At 72.2% G+C, this 20389-nt stretch carries 18 protein-coding genes; 9 read left to right on the top strand and 9 right to left on the bottom strand.

What is annotated here, in order from left to right:
• From ACZ7L0_RS12860 to ACZ7L0_RS12835, 6 genes are read left to right on the top strand one after another with little or no spacing between them, the layout of a single operon-like run.
• Window positions 1-1356: an O-antigen ligase family protein gene (locus ACZ7L0_RS12860; protein ID WP_471242477.1), complete on the top strand. Its 1356-nt coding sequence runs from the start codon at window positions 1-3 to the stop codon at window positions 1354-1356.
• Window positions 1353-3044 (top strand): murein biosynthesis integral membrane protein MurJ, encoded by a 1692-nt coding sequence (gene murJ / locus ACZ7L0_RS12855; RefSeq protein ID WP_471242476.1) that lies wholly within the window; start codon window positions 1353-1355, stop codon window positions 3042-3044. The genes ACZ7L0_RS12860 and murJ overlap by 4 nt, the downstream gene beginning before the upstream one ends.
• Window positions 3028-3792, top strand: coding sequence for a polysaccharide deacetylase family protein (locus ACZ7L0_RS12850; protein WP_471242475.1), 765 nt, complete (start codon window positions 3028-3030; stop codon window positions 3790-3792). The genes murJ and ACZ7L0_RS12850 overlap by 17 nt, the downstream gene beginning before the upstream one ends.
• A 1-nt stretch (window position 3793) precedes the next feature.
• Window positions 3794-4942 carry a glycosyltransferase gene (locus tag ACZ7L0_RS12845; protein ID WP_471242474.1) on the top strand — a complete coding sequence of 383 codons (1149 nt, stop codon included), beginning with the start codon at window positions 3794-3796 and terminating at the stop codon, window positions 4940-4942.
• Window positions 4939-5598 (top strand): YveK family protein, encoded by a 660-nt coding sequence (locus tag ACZ7L0_RS12840; RefSeq protein WP_471242473.1) that lies wholly within the window; start codon window positions 4939-4941, stop codon window positions 5596-5598. The genes ACZ7L0_RS12845 and ACZ7L0_RS12840 overlap by 4 nt, the downstream gene beginning before the upstream one ends.
• The gene (locus ACZ7L0_RS12835) at window positions 5595-6707 is read left to right on the top strand and encodes a GNAT family N-acetyltransferase (protein WP_471242472.1); all 1113 of its coding nucleotides are present in this window, start codon (window positions 5595-5597) and stop codon (window positions 6705-6707) included. Before ACZ7L0_RS12840 ends, ACZ7L0_RS12835 begins: the two co-directional genes overlap by 4 nt.
• Window positions 6708-6724: 17 nt before the next feature.
• On the opposite strand, the gene ACZ7L0_RS12830 is transcribed toward ACZ7L0_RS12835, so the two are convergent.
• Window positions 6725-8044 (bottom strand): glycoside hydrolase family 26 protein, encoded by a 1320-nt coding sequence (locus tag ACZ7L0_RS12830; protein ID WP_471242471.1) that lies wholly within the window; start codon window positions 8042-8044, stop codon window positions 6725-6727.
• Between the two features lie 138 nt (window positions 8045-8182).
• On the opposite strand from ACZ7L0_RS12830, the gene ACZ7L0_RS12825 reads away from it, so the two are divergent.
• The gene (locus tag ACZ7L0_RS12825) at window positions 8183-9442 is read left to right on the top strand and encodes a carboxylate--amine ligase (RefSeq protein WP_471242470.1); all 1260 of its coding nucleotides are present in this window, start codon (window positions 8183-8185) and stop codon (window positions 9440-9442) included.
• Window positions 9442-10707 carry an FAD-dependent oxidoreductase gene (locus tag ACZ7L0_RS12820; RefSeq protein ID WP_471242469.1) on the top strand — a complete coding sequence of 422 codons (1266 nt, stop codon included), beginning with the start codon at window positions 9442-9444 and terminating at the stop codon, window positions 10705-10707. The genes ACZ7L0_RS12825 and ACZ7L0_RS12820 overlap by 1 nt, the downstream gene beginning before the upstream one ends.
• A 57-nt stretch (window positions 10708-10764) precedes the next feature.
• On the opposite strand, the gene ACZ7L0_RS12815 is transcribed toward ACZ7L0_RS12820, so the two are convergent.
• The 8 genes from ACZ7L0_RS12815 to ACZ7L0_RS12780 form a co-directional block, all read right to left on the bottom strand.
• Entirely contained in the window at window positions 10765-11457 is a 693-nt protein-coding gene (locus ACZ7L0_RS12815) for an LPXTG cell wall anchor domain-containing protein (RefSeq protein WP_471242468.1), read from the bottom strand.
• Window positions 11458-12018: 561 nt separating this feature from the next.
• The gene (locus tag ACZ7L0_RS12810) at window positions 12019-12270 is read right to left on the bottom strand and encodes a hypothetical protein (RefSeq protein WP_471242467.1); all 252 of its coding nucleotides are present in this window, start codon (window positions 12268-12270) and stop codon (window positions 12019-12021) included.
• Window positions 12271-12498: 228 nt separating this feature from the next.
• A complete protein-coding gene (locus ACZ7L0_RS12805; protein WP_471242466.1) occupies window positions 12499-12750 on the bottom strand; it encodes a hypothetical protein in 252 nt (83 codons plus the stop codon).
• A 446-nt stretch (window positions 12751-13196) separates the two neighbouring features.
• The gene (locus ACZ7L0_RS12800) at window positions 13197-13451 is read right to left on the bottom strand and encodes a hypothetical protein (RefSeq protein WP_471242465.1); all 255 of its coding nucleotides are present in this window, start codon (window positions 13449-13451) and stop codon (window positions 13197-13199) included.
• Between the two features lie 126 nt (window positions 13452-13577).
• The gene (locus ACZ7L0_RS12795; RefSeq protein WP_471242464.1) at window positions 13578-13943 is read right to left on the bottom strand and encodes a hypothetical protein; all 366 of its coding nucleotides are present in this window, start codon (window positions 13941-13943) and stop codon (window positions 13578-13580) included.
• Between the two features lie 250 nt (window positions 13944-14193).
• Window positions 14194-15066: an ABC transporter permease gene (locus tag ACZ7L0_RS12790; RefSeq protein WP_471242463.1), complete on the bottom strand. Its 873-nt coding sequence runs from the start codon at window positions 15064-15066 to the stop codon at window positions 14194-14196.
• Window positions 15063-17714 carry an alpha/beta fold hydrolase gene (locus ACZ7L0_RS12785; RefSeq protein WP_471242462.1) on the bottom strand — a complete coding sequence of 884 codons (2652 nt, stop codon included), beginning with the start codon at window positions 17712-17714 and terminating at the stop codon, window positions 15063-15065. The genes ACZ7L0_RS12790 and ACZ7L0_RS12785 overlap by 4 nt, the downstream gene beginning before the upstream one ends.
• 117 nt (window positions 17715-17831) lie before the next feature.
• Window positions 17832-19229, bottom strand: coding sequence for an APC family permease (locus tag ACZ7L0_RS12780; protein WP_471242461.1), 1398 nt, complete (start codon window positions 19227-19229; stop codon window positions 17832-17834).
• Window positions 19230-19513: 284 nt separating this feature from the next.
• On the opposite strand from ACZ7L0_RS12780, the gene ACZ7L0_RS12775 reads away from it, so the two are divergent.
• The gene (locus ACZ7L0_RS12775; protein ID WP_471242460.1) at window positions 19514-20347 is read left to right on the top strand and encodes an SCO4651 family lipoprotein; all 834 of its coding nucleotides are present in this window, start codon (window positions 19514-19516) and stop codon (window positions 20345-20347) included.
• Window positions 20348-20389: the final 42 nt, after the last annotated feature.

Genomic DNA, 20389 nt, shown 5'->3' with positions numbered 1-20389 from the left:
GTGAGCGTCGCACTGACCCTGCTCCCGCGCCGGCGCACCGCCGTGCCCGCGGTCCTGCCCGTGGTGGCCGTGCTCGCCCTGCTGGCGCTGCCGCTCACCCCGAGCGGCGAGGGCGGCCCGGGTCCCGCCGACGCGGTGTCCGGGCTGGTGGTGCTGTACTGCGCGGTCCGCCTGGTACGGGACCGGCGGCGCCCCCTGTCCCGTACGGCCGCCGTGGTGCTGGGCCTGCCGGTGGTCGGGCTCGCCCTGGCCACCGTCGGGGCGCCCTCGCCCGAGGCCGGGCTCACCGGCATGTGCCGCTATCTGCAGCTCTTCGTGCTCGTCCCGGCGGCGGTCCTGCTGCTGATCCGCCACCGGGGCGACTTCCGGCTGCTGGCCTGGTCGTTCGTGGGCCTCGGCCTGTGGCAGGGAGCGGTCGGGGTGCACCAGTACGTCACCCGGACCGGCGCCTCCTACCAGGGCGAGGACATCCGGGCCGTCGGCACCTTCGGGCCGCAGGACGTGATGGGCATGGCGACGGTGGTCGCCATCGGCCTGGTGTGCGCGCTCGGTCTCGCGTTCGGGCGGACGTCCGCCCGGCAGCGGGCGGCCGCCGTCGGGTGCGCCCTGGCGCTGCTGCCGCCGCTCGCGCTGTCCTTCAGCCGGGGCGCGTGGATCGCCACGGCCGTGGCCTGCGCGGTGCAGCTGGTACTGGCCGGGCTGCGGCGCGCGCTCAAGGTGGGCGCGGCCGTCGCCGCCGCGAGCGTCGTCCTGGTGGGCGGCCTCGGTGTCGGCACGGTGATGCTGCAGGAACGGCTCAGCAGCATCACCCAGGTCACCGACGCTCCCGACCAGTCGGTCGTCGACCGGTACGCGCTGTGGGCCGCCGCGACCGGCATGTGGCGCGAACACCCGGTGAGCGGCGTCGGGTTGAAGGGCTTCCCGGAGTACCGCGACGGGTACGCCTCGGCGGCGCTGTCCTCGGGCAGCGACACCGAGGGCGCGGGGGTCGCGTACCGCAGGCAGCCGCTGCTGTCACCGCACAACATGTACCTGCTGGTGCTGAGCGAGCAGGGCCTGACCGGGCTGCTGGCGCTCGCCGGGAGCTGGCTGGCGCTGCTGGTGTGCGCGGTGCGGGGCCTGTTCAGGGCGCGGCGGGCACGGGCGCACGACCTGGACTGCGCGCTCGTCGCCTGCGGGCTGCTGGTCTGGCAGCTGACCGACTTCGTGTACGCGGACATCGGCGGCCCCTCCACCGTGCTGACCGGAGTGTGCTTCGGGCTGGCGGCCTGGTGGGCGCTGGCCGACCGCGGCGCGGCGGCTGCCGTGCCGCCGGTCGCGGTGCGCGCGAGCGTCGAGGGGACCGTGGCGCGATGACGGTGACGCCGCCCCAGAGTCCACGGCCCGCGCGGGCTCCCGCTTCCGGGACCGACGGGGCGGCGCTGCCCGCGGCCCGGGCCGCGGACGCCACCGACCTCACCGCGGTCACCGGGAAGTTCCTGGCCAAGGCCACCCTGATCACGGCTTCGCTGTCGGTCGCCGGGGCGCTGCTCGGCCTGGTGCGCGACCAGGCGCTGGCCCGGCTGTTCGGGGCGGGCAGCGAGACGGACGCCTTTCTGGTCGCGTGGACCGTGCCGGAGTTCGCCTCCACACTGCTCATCGAGGACGGGCTGGCCTTCCTGCTGATCCCGGCGTTCAGCATGGCCCTGGCCCGACGCGCCCAGGGTGCCCCCGGCGACCCGGTCCGCTCCCTGGTCGCCGGCACCCTGCCCCGCCTGTGCCTCGGTTTCGTCGCCGTGTCCGCGCTGGTCGCGGGCGCGGCCCCCTACCTGGTCGGGGCTCTGGCACCCGGCCTGCCCGACCCCCGGCTCGCGGCCGACTGCACCCGGCTGACGGCGACCTGCGTACTGACCTTCGGGCTCGCCGGGTACTGCAGCGCGGCCCTGCGGGCGCACCGCCGCTTCCTGGCGCCCGCGACGATCTACGTCGCGTACAACATCGGCATCATCGCCGCGATGGTCCTGCTCAGCGGGCGCTGGGGGGTGCGGTCGGCGGCGGTCGGGGTCGCGGCCGGCGGCTGCCTGATGGTGACGGTGCAGCTGCCCTCCCTGTGGCGGCAGTTGAAGGACCGCAAGGCCGCTTCCGGCGGCGCCGAGGCCGTCGAGGCCCGCCCGATGAACCTCGCCCTGCTCAGCACCGTTCTCCTCTTCGCTCTGTGCCGCCAGTCCCAGGTCCTGATCGAACGTTTCCTCGCCTCCGCCCTTCCCGCCGGGGCCATCTCGCACCTGAACTACGCGCAGAAGGTGGCGCAGGTCCCGATGACGCTCTCGATCATGCTGTGCACCGTCACCTTCCCGGTGGTGGCACGGGCGCTCGCGGACGGCGACACCGAACGCGCCCGCGCCCGGGTGGAACGGGACCTGGCGCTGGCCTCCTGCCTGGTGCTCCTCGGCGCGGCCACGGTGATCGCCTGCGCCCCGCAGATCACCGAACTCCTCTTCCAGCGAGGCGCCTTCACCGCGCGGGACACGGTGGCGACGGCGGGCGTCCTGCGTGTGTACGCCCTCGGGCTGCTCGGTCAGACCCTGGTGGGCGTCCTGATCCGCTCGTACTTCTCGGCGGGGCGGCCCGCCTGGTACCCGGTCGGTGCCATGGCGGCGGGCATCGCCGTGACCTCCTGGATCGGGACGGTGACCGTGGGCCCCTGGGGCGTGCCGGGGATCGCCGCCGCCAACGCCACCGGCATCACCGTCACGGCCGCGCTGCTGCTCGCCGGTCTCGCGGGTGACCCGAAGGGGCGCGGCCCGCGCGCGGTCCCGATCCGTATCCGGCAGGTGCTGGCCGAGCTGACCAAGCCCCTGCGGGCCGCGACGGTGGCGACGGTGGCGGGGGTGTTCGCAGCCGGCCGGCCGGAGTCCCCGGTCGCCGGTCTCGCCGTCGGCTGCGTGACCGTGGCAGTCGTCTTCCTCCTGCTCAGCCGGGCGCTGGACGCCCAGGGCAGCGCATCCGCACTCCAGTCCGTACGCACCGTCACCCGGAGGCTGACGCATGGCCGCTCCCGTTGAGTCCTTCGGCACCGGCACCCGGCTAGCGACACGCCCCGGCCCGGCCCCCTGGGTGGCGATGTACCACTCCGTGGGCGACCGCTCGGACGACCCGTACCGCATCACGGTCACCCCCGAGCGGCTGGATCGTCAGCTGGCCTGGCTGCGCCGGCGGGGGCTGCGCGGTGTGTCCCTGCGCGAGTTGTTCGCCGCCCGAGCCCGGGGGCAGGGAGGGTGCCTGGTCGGTATCACCTTCGACGACGGATACGCCGACTTCCTCCTCCACGCCCTTCCGGCGCTGCGCCGCTGGAGCTGCGGCGCCACCCTCTTCGTCCTGCCGGGACGGCTCGGTGGCGTCAACTCCTGGGACCCGCTCGGCCCGCGCAAGCCGCTGCTGACCCCGGACGACGTCCGGCTCGCGGCCGGCGAGGGCGTGGAGATCGGCTCGCACGGGCTGACCCACGTCGACCTCACCCGGACCGACGATCTCACCCTGAAGGCCGAGGTCACCGAGAGCAGGGCCCTGCTGGCGGAGCTGACCGGCGCCCCGGTCGATGCCTTCTGCTATCCCTACGGCGCGGTCGACCGGCGCACCGTCGCCGCCGTGCGGGAAGCCGGATACGCCTACGCCTGCGCCATCGCGCCCGGCCCCCTGACCGGCCCGCACGCCCTCCCCCGGGTGCACGTCGGCCAGAACGACACGGCCTGGCGGCTCCACCTCAAGCACAAACTGCACCGGCTGCGCCGGCGTCCCGTGGCGGGTGTGTGACATGAAGGCTCTGCACATCATCACCGGACTCGGCGTCGGCGGCGCCGAACAGCAGCTGCGTCTGCTGCTGCGTCACCTCCCCGTGGACTGCGAGGTGGCGGCCCTCACCAACCCGGGCGCCGTCGCCGACGGCCTGGCCGCCGACGGCGTCCGGGTGCACCACCTCGGCATGAGCGGCAACCGCGACCTGTCCGCGCTCCCCCGCCTGGTCCGGCTGATCCGCACGGGCGGCTACGACCTGGTGCACACCCACCTCTACCGCGCCTGCGTCTACGGCAGGCTCGCCGCCCGGCTCGCGGGCGTCAGGGCCGTGGTCGCCACCGAACACTCCCTCGGCGAGTCGCAGATGGAGGGCCGGCAGCTGACCGCGGGCGTCCGCGCGCTCTACCTCGCCAGTGAGCGCCTCGGCTCGGCCACGGTCGCCGTCTCCCCCACGGTCGCCGACCGCCTGGAGCGCTGGGGCGTGCCGGCCCCGCGCATCGAGGTCGTCCCCAACGGCATCGACCTGGCCCGTTTCCGTTTCGACGGATCGCGGCGCCAGAGCACCCGCCGTCGCCTCGGCCTGCCGCAGGACGCCTACGTCGTCGGCGGGATCGGCCGGCTCACCGCGGGCAAGGGCTTCGACGTCCTCATCCGGGCGATCGCCCTGCTTCCCGCCGACCACTGGCTGCTGCTGGTCGGGGGCGGGCCGGAGGAGAGCGTGCTGCGTCGCACGGCCCACGAGGCGGGCCTGACCGACCGCGTCCTGTTCACCGGTGAACGCCCCTACGTCCCCGACGGCTCCCCCGGGCCCGACCTGCCCTCGCTCACCTCCGCGATGGACCTGCTCGCCTCGCCGTCCCAGGAGGAGTCCTTCGGGCTGGCCGTCGTGGAGGCCCTGGCGTCCGGCCTGCCCGTGCTCTACGCCTCTTGTCCGGCGATCGAGGACCTGCCCGCGCGGGCCGCCGCCGGGGCCCGGCGGGTGCGCGGCGGCCCCGAGGCGTACGCGCGCGCGGTCGCCGAGGTCCGCGCGGCCGGCCCCCGGCCCCGTACGGTCCCGGACGCCGTCCACCGCTACAGCATCACCCGAAGCGCCGCCCGGCTCATGGACGTGTACGCCGCGGCGGTGTCCAGTTCGTCCCCCTCATCCCCGGGAGCCAGTTCGTCATGACCGACAACCCCACCCTCCAGCACCTGCCGTCCGGCCGCCCGGGCCGCGCCAGGACCCTGCTGCCCTGGTCGCTGGTGGCGGCCGGCGCGCTTCTCGGCGGCCTGGCCGGCGGCGCCTACGGCGTGCTCAGAACCCCGTCGTTCACGGCCACCAGCTACGTCGTCGCCGTACCCACCGAGAAGTCCGACCCGGCCTCCGCGCTCGGGTTCGCACAGGCGTACGGTCGGGCCGCCACGCAGCTCGCGGTGCTCGGGGACGCGCAGGTGTCGGCGGGCGTGCCGGTCCGGACGCTGCAGCGCAGCGTACGGACGTCGACCTCTCCGGACGCGCCGATGGTCGCCGTCTCGGCCACCTCCCGGCGCCCCGCCACCGCCACCCGCATGGCCAACGCCGTCTCCCGGGCACTGACCCGGCACGCGAGCGACACCCAGCGCAGCACCCACATCCAGCTCGTCCAGTTCTCCCGGGCGGTACGGCCGACCGAGCCGTCGTCCACCTCGCCGACGGTGGCCGGTCTGGTCGGCGCGAGCGGGGGCGGTCTGCTCGGCGGCCTGGCGCTGCTCGTCCGGCCGAGGCGGACCGCGGACGACGACACCGCCCACCCCGCCTCGGTGCCCGGCCCGGCCGTCGCCGCCGAGGTCCACGGGCAGCTGTGACAACGACGTACACGACGGAGATCGTCACCGACGAGCGGACCTTCGCCGAACTGGCGCCGCAGTGGCGGCGGCTGTACGGGCGGTGCGGGGCGGCGACCCCGTTCCAGAACCACGCCTGGCTGCACTCGTGGTGGCTGTCGTACGGCAGGCCCGGCCGGCTGCGGCTGGTGCTGGTGCGGGAGGGCGCCGAACTCGTCGCCGCCGCGCCGCTGATGCTCCGGCGCGGCCCGGTGCCCACGCTCGTACCGCTCGGCGGGGTGATCTCCGACTACGGGGACGTGCTCATCGACGACGAGCGGGCGGACCGGGCGGCCGGGGCGCTCGCCGAGGCACTGTCGGCCGCCGCCCGCACCGCGCTGATCGACTTCCGCGAGGTGCGGCCGGGCGGTGCGGCCGAGCGCGTCTACGAACGCTGGACGGGCCCGCGCCGCCGGGTGCGGGACTCGCTGTGCCTGGAGCTGCCCGCCGTGCCCATGGACGAGCTGGTCTCCCGGCTGCCGTCCGGCAAGGCCCAGCGGGTGCGCGCCAAGCTGCGCAAGCTGAGGTCGCTCGGGGTGCAGCGGCATGTCGTACGGCCGGACGAGGTGAACGCGGCGCTGCGCCGGCTGCTGGAGCTGCACCGGCTGCAGTGGCAGGGACGGAAGGTGACGTCGGAGCATCTGCGCAACCGCTTCTGCGAGCACCTGGTGCGTTCCGTGGGACCGATGGTGCGCTCCGGCGACGCGGTGGTCACCGAGTTCCGGCTCGACGACGACGTGGTGGCGGTCGATCTGACGCTGCTGTCACCGCGGCTCGCGGGCGGCTATCTGTACGGCGCCCACCCCCGTCTGCGGGAACGCAAGGCGGACGTGGCGGTGATGCTGCTCGACGCGTGCGCCCAGCACACGGGTACCGGCGGCCTGAACGCGCTGAGCCTGCTGCGCGGCGACGAGCCCTACAAGTACCACTGGCGCCCCCTGCCGGTCGTCAACCAGCGGCTGCTGCTGGCCCGCCCGCACACGGCCCCGCTGCTGTCGGCGGTGGTCTGGGGCGCGCTCACGCGCCGGCGCGGCAAGGAGTTACTGCGCCGCTTCCGCAAGCGCGGCAGTGGCGGCGGGCCCCCCTCATGAGCCGCCGCCGACGGCCTTCACCGGGTCCGCGGCCACCCGTCGGCGCGCACGCACACCTTCCCGCCGATCCAGTACTCGATCCAGTCCCCGAGGTCCAGCGGCATGCAGGCCGCGGGGAGCGGCGCGGCCAGTGTGGTGAGCGGGGTCAGCATGGGCTGCGCGGGCGTGACCGGTTCGTCGGCCCGGCCGAAGAGGACGGCCCGGTAGATCCGGGACGAGCTGGGGTTGGCCGGGCACTGCCAGACACCGTGCGGACAGTAGTCGGTCAGCGTGTTGTACAGCGGCTTGTGCATATCCATCCAGGCGAGCATTCCTCGCATGTAATCGGCGTTGTCACCGTTACGGAAGAGCCCCCATTCGGGATAGGAGATGGGCTTGTTGTGGGATTTCGCGAAATCCACGTGCGCCTGAAGTCCGTAGGGCTCTCTCACCTGCTCGGCGAACGTAAGACCCTGCGGCTGGTCGTACGCGTCCATTCCGATGATGTCGACCGTGGCGTCCCCCGGGTAGCACTGCGTCCAGGGCACGGCGTCCCGGCCGCGGCTCGGCGCGAAGTCGAACCGGAATTTCTGGCCCGGTACCGCACGCATGATGGTGACGATCCTGTTCCAGTACGTCTTCCAGGCCTGCGGATCCGGCCCGCAGCGATGGGCGTACGTCGTGCCGTTCATCTCCCAGCCGAGCACCAGGACCGTGTCCGGCACCTGCAGCGCCACCAGTCGCTCGGCGAGGGCGCGGAAGTGCTGGTCGAAGCGCCCGGCCGCGCCCTCCCGCAGCAGCTGCCGGACCTGGGCGTCGGATACACCCTCCTCGTTGTGCTCCTGGAGCGGCACGTTGAGGACGAGCATCCGGTCGGCCTTCTCCCTGCGCCAGCTCGCCCACGCGTCGAGGAAGGCGGGGGCGCCCTCGATGTTGCCCCAGCGGTCGCCGGGCAGGTAGGTGTGGCCGACGCGCAGGTCGGCGCCGCCCAGCCAGCTGCTGAGCTGCGCCATACGGGCCACGCCGCCGGCTCCGGAGTCGAGGAAGGCGCCGAAGGCGGGGCTCTCCTTCGGGGGCGCCGGGGCCGTCGGCGCGGGGACGGGCGGAGTCGGCGGGGCCGGCTTCGGCGACTGGAGGACGGGCGGGGCCGCGGGGACCGCGGGTGTCTGCCGTACGGGCTGCCTGGTCACGGCGGGCGCCGTCGGCACCGTGGTCACCGGCGTCGGAGCGGGAGGGCCGGCGGGGGGCACCGGCACCGCCGCGAAACCGGGGCCGGTGGCCAGCGCGGCCGAGACGGCGACCGTCGCCGCGACGACCGCCAGCCGTCCGGTCCGGGCGCGGCACTGCTGATGGGCCATGCCTGCTCCTCTCTCGCGAATTACTGACGCACAATCACATGAAGTCAGTCACATGAAATGAAATGACGCCAGTGCCCATACGGCTTTCGAGTGCCACGCTCGCCCAAGCGGGTGAGCCGACTCAAAGGAAATCAATACGTGTCGCTGCTCGATACCCGCGTCCCCGCCGTTCTGCTGCGGATCGACCGGAATCCCTTTCACCACGGAACGCTCGGGGCGGTGCGCTCTCTGGGCCGAGCGGGGGTGGAGGTGCATGTGGTCGCCGACGCCACGGGAAGTCCCGTACCGGTGTCGCGTTTCGTACGGCAGATGCATCCACCGCCGCCGCCCGGGGCCACCCCCGTCGAGATCGCCGCCGCCCTGCACCGGGTGGCCGCCCTGATCGCGCGCCCCGCCGTCCTGGTCCCGATGGACGACGCGAGCGCGATCGCCGTGGGCCGCCTGCGCGAGGAACTCGCGCCCTCCTATCTGCTGCCCGCAGGCCCCGGCGAACTGTCCGAGCGCGTCGCCGACAAGGCCGAACTGGCCGCCGTGTGCGCCTCCGTGGGCATTCCGCACCCCGAGACACTGGTGCCGGACAGCCCGGCGCAGGCCGCCGACGCCGTCTGGCGGCTGGGCCTTCCGGTGGTGGCGAAGTGGAGCCGCCCCTGGCTGGTGCCGGCCGGCAGCGGGCTGCGCAGCACGGTGCTGGTGGACACGGCGCGGCAGGCCCGGGAGCTGTACCGGCGCAGCCCGGAGGCCGGCAGCCCGCTGCTGCTCCAGGCCTATCTGCCACCGGGCCCGGACCGCGACTGGTTCTTCCACGGCTACGCCGACCGCTCCTGCACCGTGCGCGCGGGCGGGCCGGGCCGCAAGCTGGTCGCCTGGCCGCGCGGCGCGGGCCTGACCGCGGTCGGCCGCTGGACGGACAATCCCCGGCTGCGGGCGCTCACCGAACGGCTCACCGACGAGCTGGGCTACCGCGGCATCTTCGACCTCGACTTCCGCCGCTGCGGCACGACCGGCCGCTATCACCTGCTCGACTTCAACCCGCGCCCCGGCGCCCAGTTCCGGCTCTTCACCGACTCCGCCGGACTGGACGTCGTACGCGCCCTCCACCTCGACCTGACGCACCGCCCGCTGCCGGCCGGTGCGCCGCTGCTCGGGCGGGCGTTCGTGGTGGAGAACTACGCGCCGCTCGCCGTGCTGCGGCCCGCGCCCCGCGGGCGCGAGCTGGCCTGGCACGCCCCGGACGACCCGGCTCCCGGCCGGGCGATGTGGGCCCTGTGGTGCCGCCATGTGTCCCGCCGACTGCGGGAGCGGCTGCACCCGGCCGCGACGGCACCCGAACCGACGCGCGTGGTCCGCCAAACGACCGCGCCGTCCCCGACCGACGACGAGAAAGCGAGCAGTTGCTGATGTACGACTTGCTGGTGGTGGGCGCCGGCCCGTACGGCCTGTCCATCGCATCCCACGCCGCGGCCGCCGGGCTGAGCCTGCGCGTCTTCGGGCGGCCCATGGCCTCCTGGCGGGATCACATGCCGCCCGGCATGTTCCTGAAGTCGGAGCCGTGGGCCTCCAACCTCGCCGACCCGGAGGGCCACTGGCGCCTGGACGCCTACTGCGCCACCCAGGGCATGACCGCGCGTCACGCGGAGCCCATCCCGGTGGAGATGTTCGCCGCGTACGGCCAGTGGTTCGCGCAGCACGCGGTCCCCCATGTGGACGAGCGCATGGTGAGCCGGCTCACGGCCCTTCCGGTCGGCTTCGAGGCCGTCACCGAGGACGGTGAGGTGCTGCACGCCCGGACGGTGGCGCTGGCGGTGGGCGTCATTCCCTTCGTCGAGGTACCGGCGCCCCTGCGCGGTCTGCACCCCGCGCTCGTCACGCACAGCAGCCACCACAGCGACCTCGGCCGCTTCCGCGACAGGGACGTCACGGTGATCGGCGGCGGTCAGGCGGCCCTGGAGACGGCGGCGCTCCTCGCCGAACAAGGCACACGTGTACGAGTGCTGGCACGGGCGGACCGGCTGTGCTGGAACGATGTGCCGCCCCCCCTGCGGCGCCCCTGGTGGCGGTCGGCGCGCTCCCCGCACAGCGGACTCGGCTGCGGCTGGCGCAACTGGTTCTACGCCGAGCGCCCGAATCTCTTCCGGCACCTTCCCGAGCCGAGGCGGGCCCGCATCGTGTCCACCGCACTGGGCCCGGCGGGCGCCTGGTGGGTACGGGACCGGGTGGAGCGGGCGGTGGAAGTGGTGCTCGGCCATGAGGTCGCCGCGGCCCGTGCGGTGCCGGGCGGCGTACGGCTGGAGACGGTGAACGGGACCGGTGAGCCGCGCTCCCTGGAGACCGAGCACGTGATCGCGGCCACGGGGTTCCGGGCGGCCCGGGACCGGCTCGGCCTGCTCTCCGCCGAGCTGCGCGGGCACCTGGCGACCGCGGCCGACGGGTCCCCGGTGGTCGGGCGGGACTTCGAGTCCTCGCACCCCGGGCTGTTCCTGGCGGGTCTGCTCACCACCTCCAGCTTCGGCCCGGCCATGCGTTTCGTGCACGGCGCGACCTTCACGGCGCCGACGCTCGTGGCGGGGGTGCGCCGCAGACTGCGCACCACCCCGCCCGCCGGAACGATCCCCGCGGCGGTGGACCGGGGGCACGCGGCGGCACCTGCGCAGGCACACCGCTGACGGACGGGAGTGGTGCCGGGTGCCGGACGCGGTGCGTCCGGCACCCGGAGCGGAGCACTACCGGCGGGACGCGGCGCGGCCTCGTCGGTACAGGATGACGCCGCCCGACATCAGCAGCGCGGCGGCACCGGCGGCCGTCAGCTGCTCTCCGCCGCCGGTGTTGGGGAGGGACGGCTGGGCCAGGGCCGGGGTGGCCGGGGGCTTCTTCGCCAGTGGAACGGTGGCGGGCGGAGTCGCCGGCGTCACCTCGGTCGGCTTCGCGGGCGGCTTCTCCTCGTCGACGCCGTAGCCGCTGTCATCGCCGTCACCGATCACGTGGGCGCCGCCACCGAGGTCGGCGTCTTCGAGGATGTCGCCGATGTCGCCGCCATTGGCGTCGTCGAGGATGTCGTCGACGCCGCCGCCGAGCACGCCGCCGCCGCCGTCACCGTATCCGTCGCCGTAGCCGTAGCCGTCGGTGTCGGCCTTGGCGTTGGCCTTGGGCTTCGCCTTGGCCGCCCTGGTGTTGGCCTTGGCGCCGGATTTGGCGGTGGCCTTGGCTGCGGGCTGGCCCTTTGCGGGGCCGTGGCCGGCGGGCTTCTGCGGGGCGCTGGCGCCGGAGAGGGCGTCGGTCGTGCCCAACAGGGCACCGAGCGTTCCTCCCAGGGCCCCTTCGGACTGTGCGTCCGCGAACGCCGGAATAGCGCAGAGGGACAGGATGCCGGTCGCCGCAGCGGCCATGACCATGCCCTTGCTCAGGTTCTGTCGCAATCTCGTCGTCTTCCTGATAGAAGCAGTTGGAAAAGCCGGCCCTCGGAACCGTCAGCTCCTGCCCCGCTTCCTGCCGTTACGCCGGGAAGCGGCTTCACGCCTGCCATAGTTTCGTTGCCACTTGATTTTCTGGCTGGTCCAGTGATGAGATCCGGTGAAGTGCCAGTACCGACAATCCGAGCATCGGTAGATGCGGTCCGGAATTCTCTCCAATAGCGGCTGCTTGATCAGCCAGATCCTCGCCTCGGATTCAGTACGGAACGACGCTTTTCCCGTTTCCGGACAACGCGGAAAGATGATCGCATCACTCATATTTCCCTCGAGTCGCGGTTCCGCTCATTCATCTTCAGCAGAAGGGTGGCACCGATGTTGCACCAGAAGGAGATCCCCTATCAAGCGGGGGGCACTCGCACGGAGGACCAGTCAGGGAGTTTCATCCACACGGCCCAAAAAAATGCTTACTGATGTGAATTTCGCCGGTCGGATGATATGCGGGGTAAAAAAAGAATCAGCGGCCATCGCGAAGATGGCCGCTGCCGGAATTCTATTGTTACTACCTGATCAGTGGCCGGGGCCGACCAACGTGCAGAAGTTTCCGACGTTCGTGACACTGTCACCCAGGAGCGTGATCGGCACGTTGAGCGTGACCAGGCCGCCGTCGAAGTCCTGGTCGCAGTCCAGGGACTGCGCGTTGTTGACGGTGGCGCGGGGCGGCTCACCGTCACACTCGGCGGCCTGGGCGATTCCGGCACCCGTCAGACCGATGCCACCGATGACGGTGGTCATCATCATGACCCTCTTGAACCTGCGCACGCGTATCTCCATGTATTGCTCGCGGCCGCTATGAACATTGCGGCCTCAGTCGACACAGCAAAGGGGATGCCGAGCCGGCTGACTCGACATCCCCTGTACCGCGCATTGCTGACCCTCTTCCTGCGGCCCCGAGCCGACAGATTGATCAGGGCATCCCACACGGCAAGGGTTGAGGAACGGGTCCCGCACTGGATCGCACGAGACCCGAGTGTTCCCGGCGTACTGGAATCAGTCGCCGATGGAACCGATGACCGTGCAGAAGTTGCCGACGTGCGTCTCGCTGTCGCCACCGACACTGCCGGGGAGGAGGGCGCCGGTGCCCCCGTCGAAGGACTGGTCGCAGTCCACGACCTGCACGTTGTCGATCTGGAACGGGTCGTCGTAGTCGTGGCCGCCGTTGGCGCTGGCAACCCCGCCTCCGACGAGGCCGAGGCCGCCGACCATCGCCGCCACGGCCGCGACCTTCTTGAGCTTGTGCATCGCATCTCCGATTCTTCACGCACACGGCCCTCCTTACGGACCGTGTCCGACTCGTCACAGACGATAACACACGCCCCCTTAGCGCTACATTCCCGACACACCCGATTGGATGCCGCTAATGAAGTTATGCACCTTTTACGACGAGTCTGAGTAGCGCCAATCGGGCACCCCAAGCCCAAGGGAGGCCGCGAAAACCCCACCCGAGGGACGGGCTGGGCGCCGGCACCGCGATGGGCGCCGTCGGCCGTCGTTCGCGAAGCTCCGGCGCATCCGATCGACCTCGGAAAAACCAAAGCGCCTCCGACAGGCACGGAAACAAGGACGTGGATATCCCTGTCCGCACCAGCCGAAGGCACTTTTGTTCACAGCTGAAGTTGGCGCCCTTTGGTCAGGACACAGTCATCCTCGGACCGTCACACGGTCCATGGGGCACCGGCGCCCCGGAATCAGCGGATGTGCCCGATCACCGTGCAGAAGTTGCCGAGCTTCGACTGGTCGTCGCCCAGGACCGAGCCGGGGTCGATGGCACCGGTACCACCCTCGTAGTCCTGCTCGCAGTTCACCTTCTGCAGGTTGCCGACGGAGAACGAGAACGGGTCGTCGTAGTCGTGGCCGCCGTTGGCGCTGGCAACCCCGCCGCCGACGAGGCCGAGGCCGCCGACCATCGCCGCTACGGCCGCGGCCTTCTTGAGCTTCTGCATGGCATCTCCGATTCTTCACGCACACGACCCTCCTTACGGACCGTGCCCGACTCGTCACAGAAGATAACACGCGCCTCCCTTAGCACCACATTCCCGACACACCCGAACGAGTCGGATCTAATCGGGTTATGCGCCTTCCACGAAAGCCGGATTCGGTGGTCCGGGGGCGCAGAGTGCGGTGCTCTCACCGCCGGCCTGCAGGACGGCGCAGACCTGCTGGACCCTGGGCACGGCGACGGTGACCGATTGCTGGACGTCAGCCTGAACGGCCTGCTCCTGGTTGAGGAGTTCGGTGCGACCGGCGGTGATCCGTACGCCGACGACCTGCGCCTGATGGCACCGGATGTTGACGCTGACCGTACTTGTCACGCCCCTGTCGATCTTCTGGAGGCCGACGGAACAGGGGAAGTCCTGACCCACGGCGGCCTGCGCCGGCGCGGCGGCGAGGAGCGGTGCGGATGCCAGCAGCACGGTGGCCGCCGAACGGAGCATGCGGTGTGGCATTGATCCTCCCGGTCACGGCACCCGCATACCCATGGGGTGCCTTTTCGGGAAGATGCGATCATGTGATTACAAACTGCGCAAAGGGGACGCGCCGCTCAGTCGCGGTACAGCGCCTCGATCTCCTTCGCGTACGCCGCCACCGCTGCGGGGGCACTCGACCTTCAGGGACGGCTGGTCGGCGTAGTCCACCCGGAAGACGGCCGGGGGACACGTTCTCGCGGCCGGAGGTGACCGGGTCCTACGACACGACGTCCTTCCCCGAGAACCCCCGGAAGGCCAGCGCGAACAGCACGAGCGCGTAGGTGACGGAGATCGCCGTGCCCTGGATCATTCCGGACCACTCGGGACGCGGCTGTACGGCGTCGGCCCAGGCGAACTGCCAGTGCGCCGGGAGGAAGTCGCGCCAGTGGCCGAGGGCGGTGACCGCGTCCAGGACGTTGCCCACGATGGTCAGCCCTACCGCGCCGCCGACCGCGCCCAGCGGGGCGTCTGTCTTCGTCGACAGCCAGAACGCCAGCCCGGCGGTGACCAGTTGGGAGACGAAGATGTACGCCACGACCACCACGAGGCGCTGGGCGGCGGTCCCCGCGTCCAGCGCACCTCCGGTGGGGATCTCCAGCGGGCCCCAGCCGTAGGCGGCCGTGCCGACGGCGACCGCCACGAGGGGCAGCAGCACCATCGCGGCCAGGCTGAGCCCGAGCCCGACGACGAGCTTGGACCACAGCAGGCGGGCCCTCGGGACGGGGGCGGCGAGCAGATAGCGCAGGGAGGACCAGCTCGCCTCCGAGGCCACCGTGTCCCCGCAGAACAGGGCGACCGGGATCACGAGCAGGAAGCCCGCGGAGACGAACAGGTTCACCGCGGCGAAGTTGGCGCCGGACGCGGTGGCCGTGTCCATCAGGGTGACCTGGTTGTTGCGGCCGCCCGGCTCGCCGCCGATCGCGAAGGCGATGAGCAGCACGAACGGCAGGGCGGCGAGGATCCCGCCCATGACCAGCGTGCGGCGCCGCTTCAGCTGGCGGACCAGCTCGACCCTCAGGGGCAGTGTGCGGCCGGCCCGGTAGCCGGAGGCGGTCTCGACGGGGTCCGTGCGCTCGGCGAGGGTGCTCATGCCGTGCCTCCGATCAGGGTGAGGAAGGCGTCCTCCAGACGGCGGTGCGGGCCGACGGACTCGACGGGGATGTCGAGCCGGACGAGTTCGGCGATCAGACGCGACGCGCTGCCGCCCGGATCGAGGCGGACGAGGATCCCGTCCGCGGTGCGGACGGCCGAGGCGACGCCCGGCAGCGCGGCCACCTTCTCGACGACCGGTTCCTCCACCGGCTCGGCGGTGCCCACCAGCAGGGTGTCGCCGGAGCCGACGATCTCCGCCACCGGCCCGGCCTGGACCAGCCGTCCCCGGTCCATCACCACGAGGTGGGTGCAGGACTGCTCGACCTCCGCCAGCAGGTGGCTGGAGACGATCACCGTGCGGCCGGCGGCCGCGTAGCGGATCATCACCTCGCGCATCTCGCGGATCTGGGGCGGGTCCAGCCCGTTGGTGGGTTCGTCCAGGATGAGCAGGTCGGGCAGGCCGAGCATGGCCTGGGCGATGGCGAGGCGCTGGCGCATGCCCTGGGAGTAGGTGCGTACCGCGCGTTCCAGCGCGTCGCCCAGGCCCGCGATCTCCAGGGCCTCGGCGAGGTGCGCGTCCTCGGCCGGGCGGCCGGTGGCCCGCCAGTACAGCTCCAGGTTCTCCCGGCCGGACAGGTGCGGCAGGAAGCCCGCGCCCTCCACGAAGGCGCCGACCCGGGACAGTACCGGCGCGCCCGGCCGGATGGCGTGGCCGAAGACGCGGATCTCGCCGCCGTCGGGCCGGATCAGGCCCATCAGCATGCGCAGGGTCGTCGTCTTGCCCGCGCCGTTCGGCCCGAGCAGGCCCAGTACCTGGCCCTTCTCCACGCGGAACGACAGGTCCCGGACCGCGTACCGGTCCGCCGACTTCGCGTACCGCTTGCTCAGATCCGTTATCCGCAGCGGGACTTCGGCCAGTTCGGGGTCGGGCGCGGGGGTCGCCGTGCGGCGGCGGCCGGTGGCCGGCAGGGCCAGCGCGAGCGCGGCGCCCGCCGCGGGCAGCCACCACACCCACGAGGGCAGCGGTGCCGCCGCGGTGTTCACGCCGGGGGCCGTGGGCACGCTCAGGTCGCCCTTGAGGGAGACGGTGTACGTGGCCGGGGCCGCCGGGGAGGCGTAGCCGAGGTCGGTGGAGGCGAGGACCAGGCGGAGCCGGTGGCCCTTGCGTACCTCGTGGTCGACGGCCGGGAGCGTGATGGTGACGTCCTTGCCGTGCTGGGCGCCCTCGACCCGCAGGGGGGCGACCAGCTGGGAGGGCAGCACCTGCTGCTTTCCGCCGGGCGAGACGTCGTACACCTTCCCGAACAGGACGGCGTCCTCGCTCGTCGAGGTGACGTGGACGGTCACCGTCGGGGATCCGGTGATCTGCAGGTCACCGCGGACCGGCGCCGAGTCGAATTTCGCGTACTGGCCGGGGAAGTCGAGGGAGACGCCGACGCCGAGGGCGGAGAGCTGGGCGAGGCCGCCGGTGCCGCCGAGGCCCGGTACGGCGGAGATGCCGGGCGGGCTGGCTCCGGCCGGGTTGGCGAAGCGCTGCTCGCCGCCGGTAAGCGCGATCCTCCGCCGGCCGTTCTCCAGTCCGGGGTAGGTGTCCGCGCTCGCGCCCCGCAACCGGGCGGCGCCGTCGGTGGAGTCGACCCCTCCGGTGCGGGTGATCCGGAAGGCGGGGCCGGTGTCCACGGCCCTGTCGCCCTTGAGGTAGCGGTCGAACCAGGCCGTCACCCGCGCCTGGACACGGCCGGTCTCCATGTCTCCGCCGTCGTGCCCGCCCGCGATCCAGTCGACGTCGACCGGGGCGCCGTTCGCGTGGATCGCCTTCTGGGCCGCGTCGGACTGGGCGAGCGTGAAGAGGGAGTCGGTCTGGCCCTGGGTCAGGAGCGTGGGCACCTTGATGCGGCCGGCCACGGCGGACGGCGAGCGCTCCTGAAGCAGTTCGCGGGCCGCCGCGTCCGGTGTTCCCGACTCGCCGACCCGGTCGTACATCCGGCACAGGGCGGTCTCGAACCTCGCGCAGCCGCCGCCGGTGCTGAAGAAGTAGCCGGTCCACAGTTTCTTGAGCACCCCGTTCGGAAACAGGGCGTCGGCGAGGTTCCAGTACGTGATCGACGGGGCGATGGCGTCCACCCGCCGGTCGTACCCGGCGGCGAGCAGGGAGATCGCGCCGCCGTACGAACCGCCGGCCACGCCCACGCGCGGGTCGCCCATCTTGTCGAGCCGGACCTGGGGCTGCCCGGCCAGCCAGTCGATGAGCCGGGAGACGTCGGCGACCTCGCCCTTGGGGTCGTTCAGCCCGATCTTCCCGGTCGACTTCCCGAAACCGCGCGCCGACCAGGTCAGCACCGCGTACCCGTCTCTGGCGAGGTCCTCGGCCTGCTGCCGCATGTCGTCCTTGCTGCCGCCGAAGCCGTGCGCCAGCAGGACGGCCGGACGGCGGCCGGCGGAACCCGCGGTGAAGTACGAGGTGTCGACGCGCACCCCCTCGCCCATGCTCATCACCCGGTCGGCGCGGTGCACCGGGGGCGCGTCGTCGGAGGCGACCGCCGTCCATGTACCGGCACCGGCCAGCACCGCGACGGCGGCCGCGGCGGCGAACAGCCGTCGCGGCCGCCGAAGCGGTCCCCGCCATCCGGGCACTCGAAGATCCATGCGTCCACGGTACGGGCCGCCACCGGCAACCGATGCAACCCGGGGACTGAACCCCCGGCCCTCCTCCAGGAGTACGACGTGGCCGCCGCGTACGCCGGCCGTGGTACGAGGCCGGGGCTAGACCCGCGCGTCCCCCGGGATCGACACCAGCCAGCGGGTGCCGCGGCGCGGGCGGAGGTAGAGGGCCCAGTAAAGGGTGGCGACGGCGGTGATACCGCCGGTCCACAGGAGGTAGCCGGTCTCCTGCTGGCTGAGGACGTAGGCGAGGACGGCGATCAGCAGCACGGGCATGGCGGGCCACAGCGGCATGCGCCAGGCCGGCGTGTGCCGGTGGGCGCCGCGGCGGGCGAGCAGGGCGGCGACCGCGACGAGCAGGTACATGCCGGTCACGGAGACGCCGGTGACGCCGTAGAGGGTGTCCAGGTCGACGAAGCAGAGAGTCGCGCCGGGGACGCCGACCGCGAGGGTGGCGACCCAGGGGGAGCCGAAGCGGCCGAGCCTGGCGAGGACGGCGTTGACCGGCTCGGGCCAGGCCTTGTCGCGGGCGGAGGCGAACAGCACTCGGGAGTTCTGGATGACCATGACGATGCCCGCGTTGATGATCGCGAGGGCCACGCAGAGGCTGACGAAGGTGCCGACGGCGGAGTTGGACCAGGCGGTGACCATGGAGCTGATGTCGCCGCCGGTCAGCTCCGCCAGGTCGGAGGCGCCCAGGGTGATGGCGACGACCGGGACCAGGATGATCACGGTCGAGATCGCCAGGGTGGCCAGCACCGTGCGGGCGACGTTGCGGCGCGGGTGCTCCATCTCCTCGGAGAGGTAGACGGCGGTGGAGAAGCCCTGGGTGACGAAGAGGGCGATGGCGAGGCCCGAGACGACCAGCACGGCCGTGACGGTGTCGGCGTGGCCGTCCGTGCCCGCGACCCGCATCGAGGTGAGGCTGCCGAGGCCGCGGTGCCCGTGGGTGAAGCCCAGCAGGGCGACGACCCCGGCGGCGATGACCTCCAGGACCAGGAAGACACCGGTGATCCAGGCGTTGGCGCGCAGGTCCAGCAGGCCGGCGAGGGTGGCCAGCAGCATGACGCCGGCGCCGGTCAGGGACGGGTCGAGGTGGACGACCGGCGCGAGGTAGTCGGCCGTGCCCATGGCGATCACCGGCGGCACGATCATGACGACCAGCAGGGAGAGCACGAAGACCAGCCAGCCTGCCAGCCGCCCGGCCATCGTCGACACCATGGCGTACTCGCCGCCCGCGCTGGGGATGAGGGTGCCCAGCTCCGAGTAGCAGAACGCCACGGCGACACAGAGGAGGGAGCCGATGGCGATCGTCAGGGCGGTGGCGGTGCCGAGCGAGCCGAAGAGGTCGGGCACCACCACGAAGAGCGTGGAGGCGGGCGTCACGCAGGACAGCGTGAGGAGGGTGCCGCCGACCACCCCGATGGAGCGCTTGAGCTGGTGGGGGCTGTCCGTCGCCTCTGGGGCGGCGTTCTCGACAGGGCGGAGCGTGTCGGTCATGCGGCGGTTCCGATCGACTGGTGCGGATGCCTCCGGCGGCTGAAGTGTGCTGCATCGAACCCCGACGAAAAGCATCACGTCAATAGACTCTTATCTACGGAATTCGTAGATCAAGACAGCTTGCGCGCGCGTAAACAGCAGTTTCCATAGGCGTTTCCCCGTCTTTCGCCCGTACGGGAACCGCAGCGGCGGTGGCGAAAAAAAGTGCGGCGCCGATGTCGGTACGGCCAGCTAGAGTCCTCACCGGTCACAGACGACACACAGCCAAACAGGGGTGGGGACACATGAAGCTGCGGCACACCGCGGCCTGGGTGGGGTGCACGGCGGCGGCGCTGCTGGCGACCTCCGCGTGCGGGACCGAGGGGGCGAAGACGGCGGCCAAGGCGGTCGACAGCGCCGACAAGGCGATGGCGGCGCTGGCCCGGGCCACGGACCGGACGGAGGCCCTGGGATCGGCCGAGGTCAAGACGACGACCGACCTGGGCAACGGCACCCCGATCACCATGGAGGGCACGTTCTCCTGGGGCCGCGGGTACGCGTACGACGTCCAGATGGACACCAAGGCCGCGCACATGGAGACCTTGCAGGACTCCTCGAAGATCCACTGCCTGCTGGTCGACGGCGCCTACTACTACAACGTCGACCCGCAGCCCTCCGGCCCGCTCAAGGGCAAGGAGTGGATGAAGATAGACGCGTCCGCCGTGCTCGGCGAGAAGGGTGCCCAGTCCCTCAGCGGCGCCGCCGGCAGCCCGACGGCGTCCATGAAGGGCCTCAAGTACGCCAACGACGTCCACGACCTCGGCACCCAGACGGTGAACGGGCAGCGCACCACCCACTACCGGGCCGTGATCGACCAGGCGCACATGGGCAAGTACAAGTACGCCTACGGCGACAAGGACAGCGTCCTCGGCTCGATGACCGGCCGCGCGACCTCCATCACCATGGACATCTGGGTCGGCGCCAAGGATCTCCCGGTCCGGATGCGGCAGGAGGTGGGAGCCGTGAACATCACCATGGACTTCGAGAAGTTCGGCCGGACGGCCACCGTGAAGGCACCGCCCGCCGCGCAGACCGGCGACCTCACCGACACGCTGAAGAACGCCTCGAAGACGAGCTGAACGCACCGGTGCCCCGCCCTCTCCCGCGGAGAGGACGGGGCA

The sequence above is a fragment of the Streptomyces sp. NPDC039424 genome (genome assembly GCF_055639495.1).
Note: the sequence above shows the minus strand (reverse complement) of the source record. Positions and strands in the feature narration are given on the sequence as shown.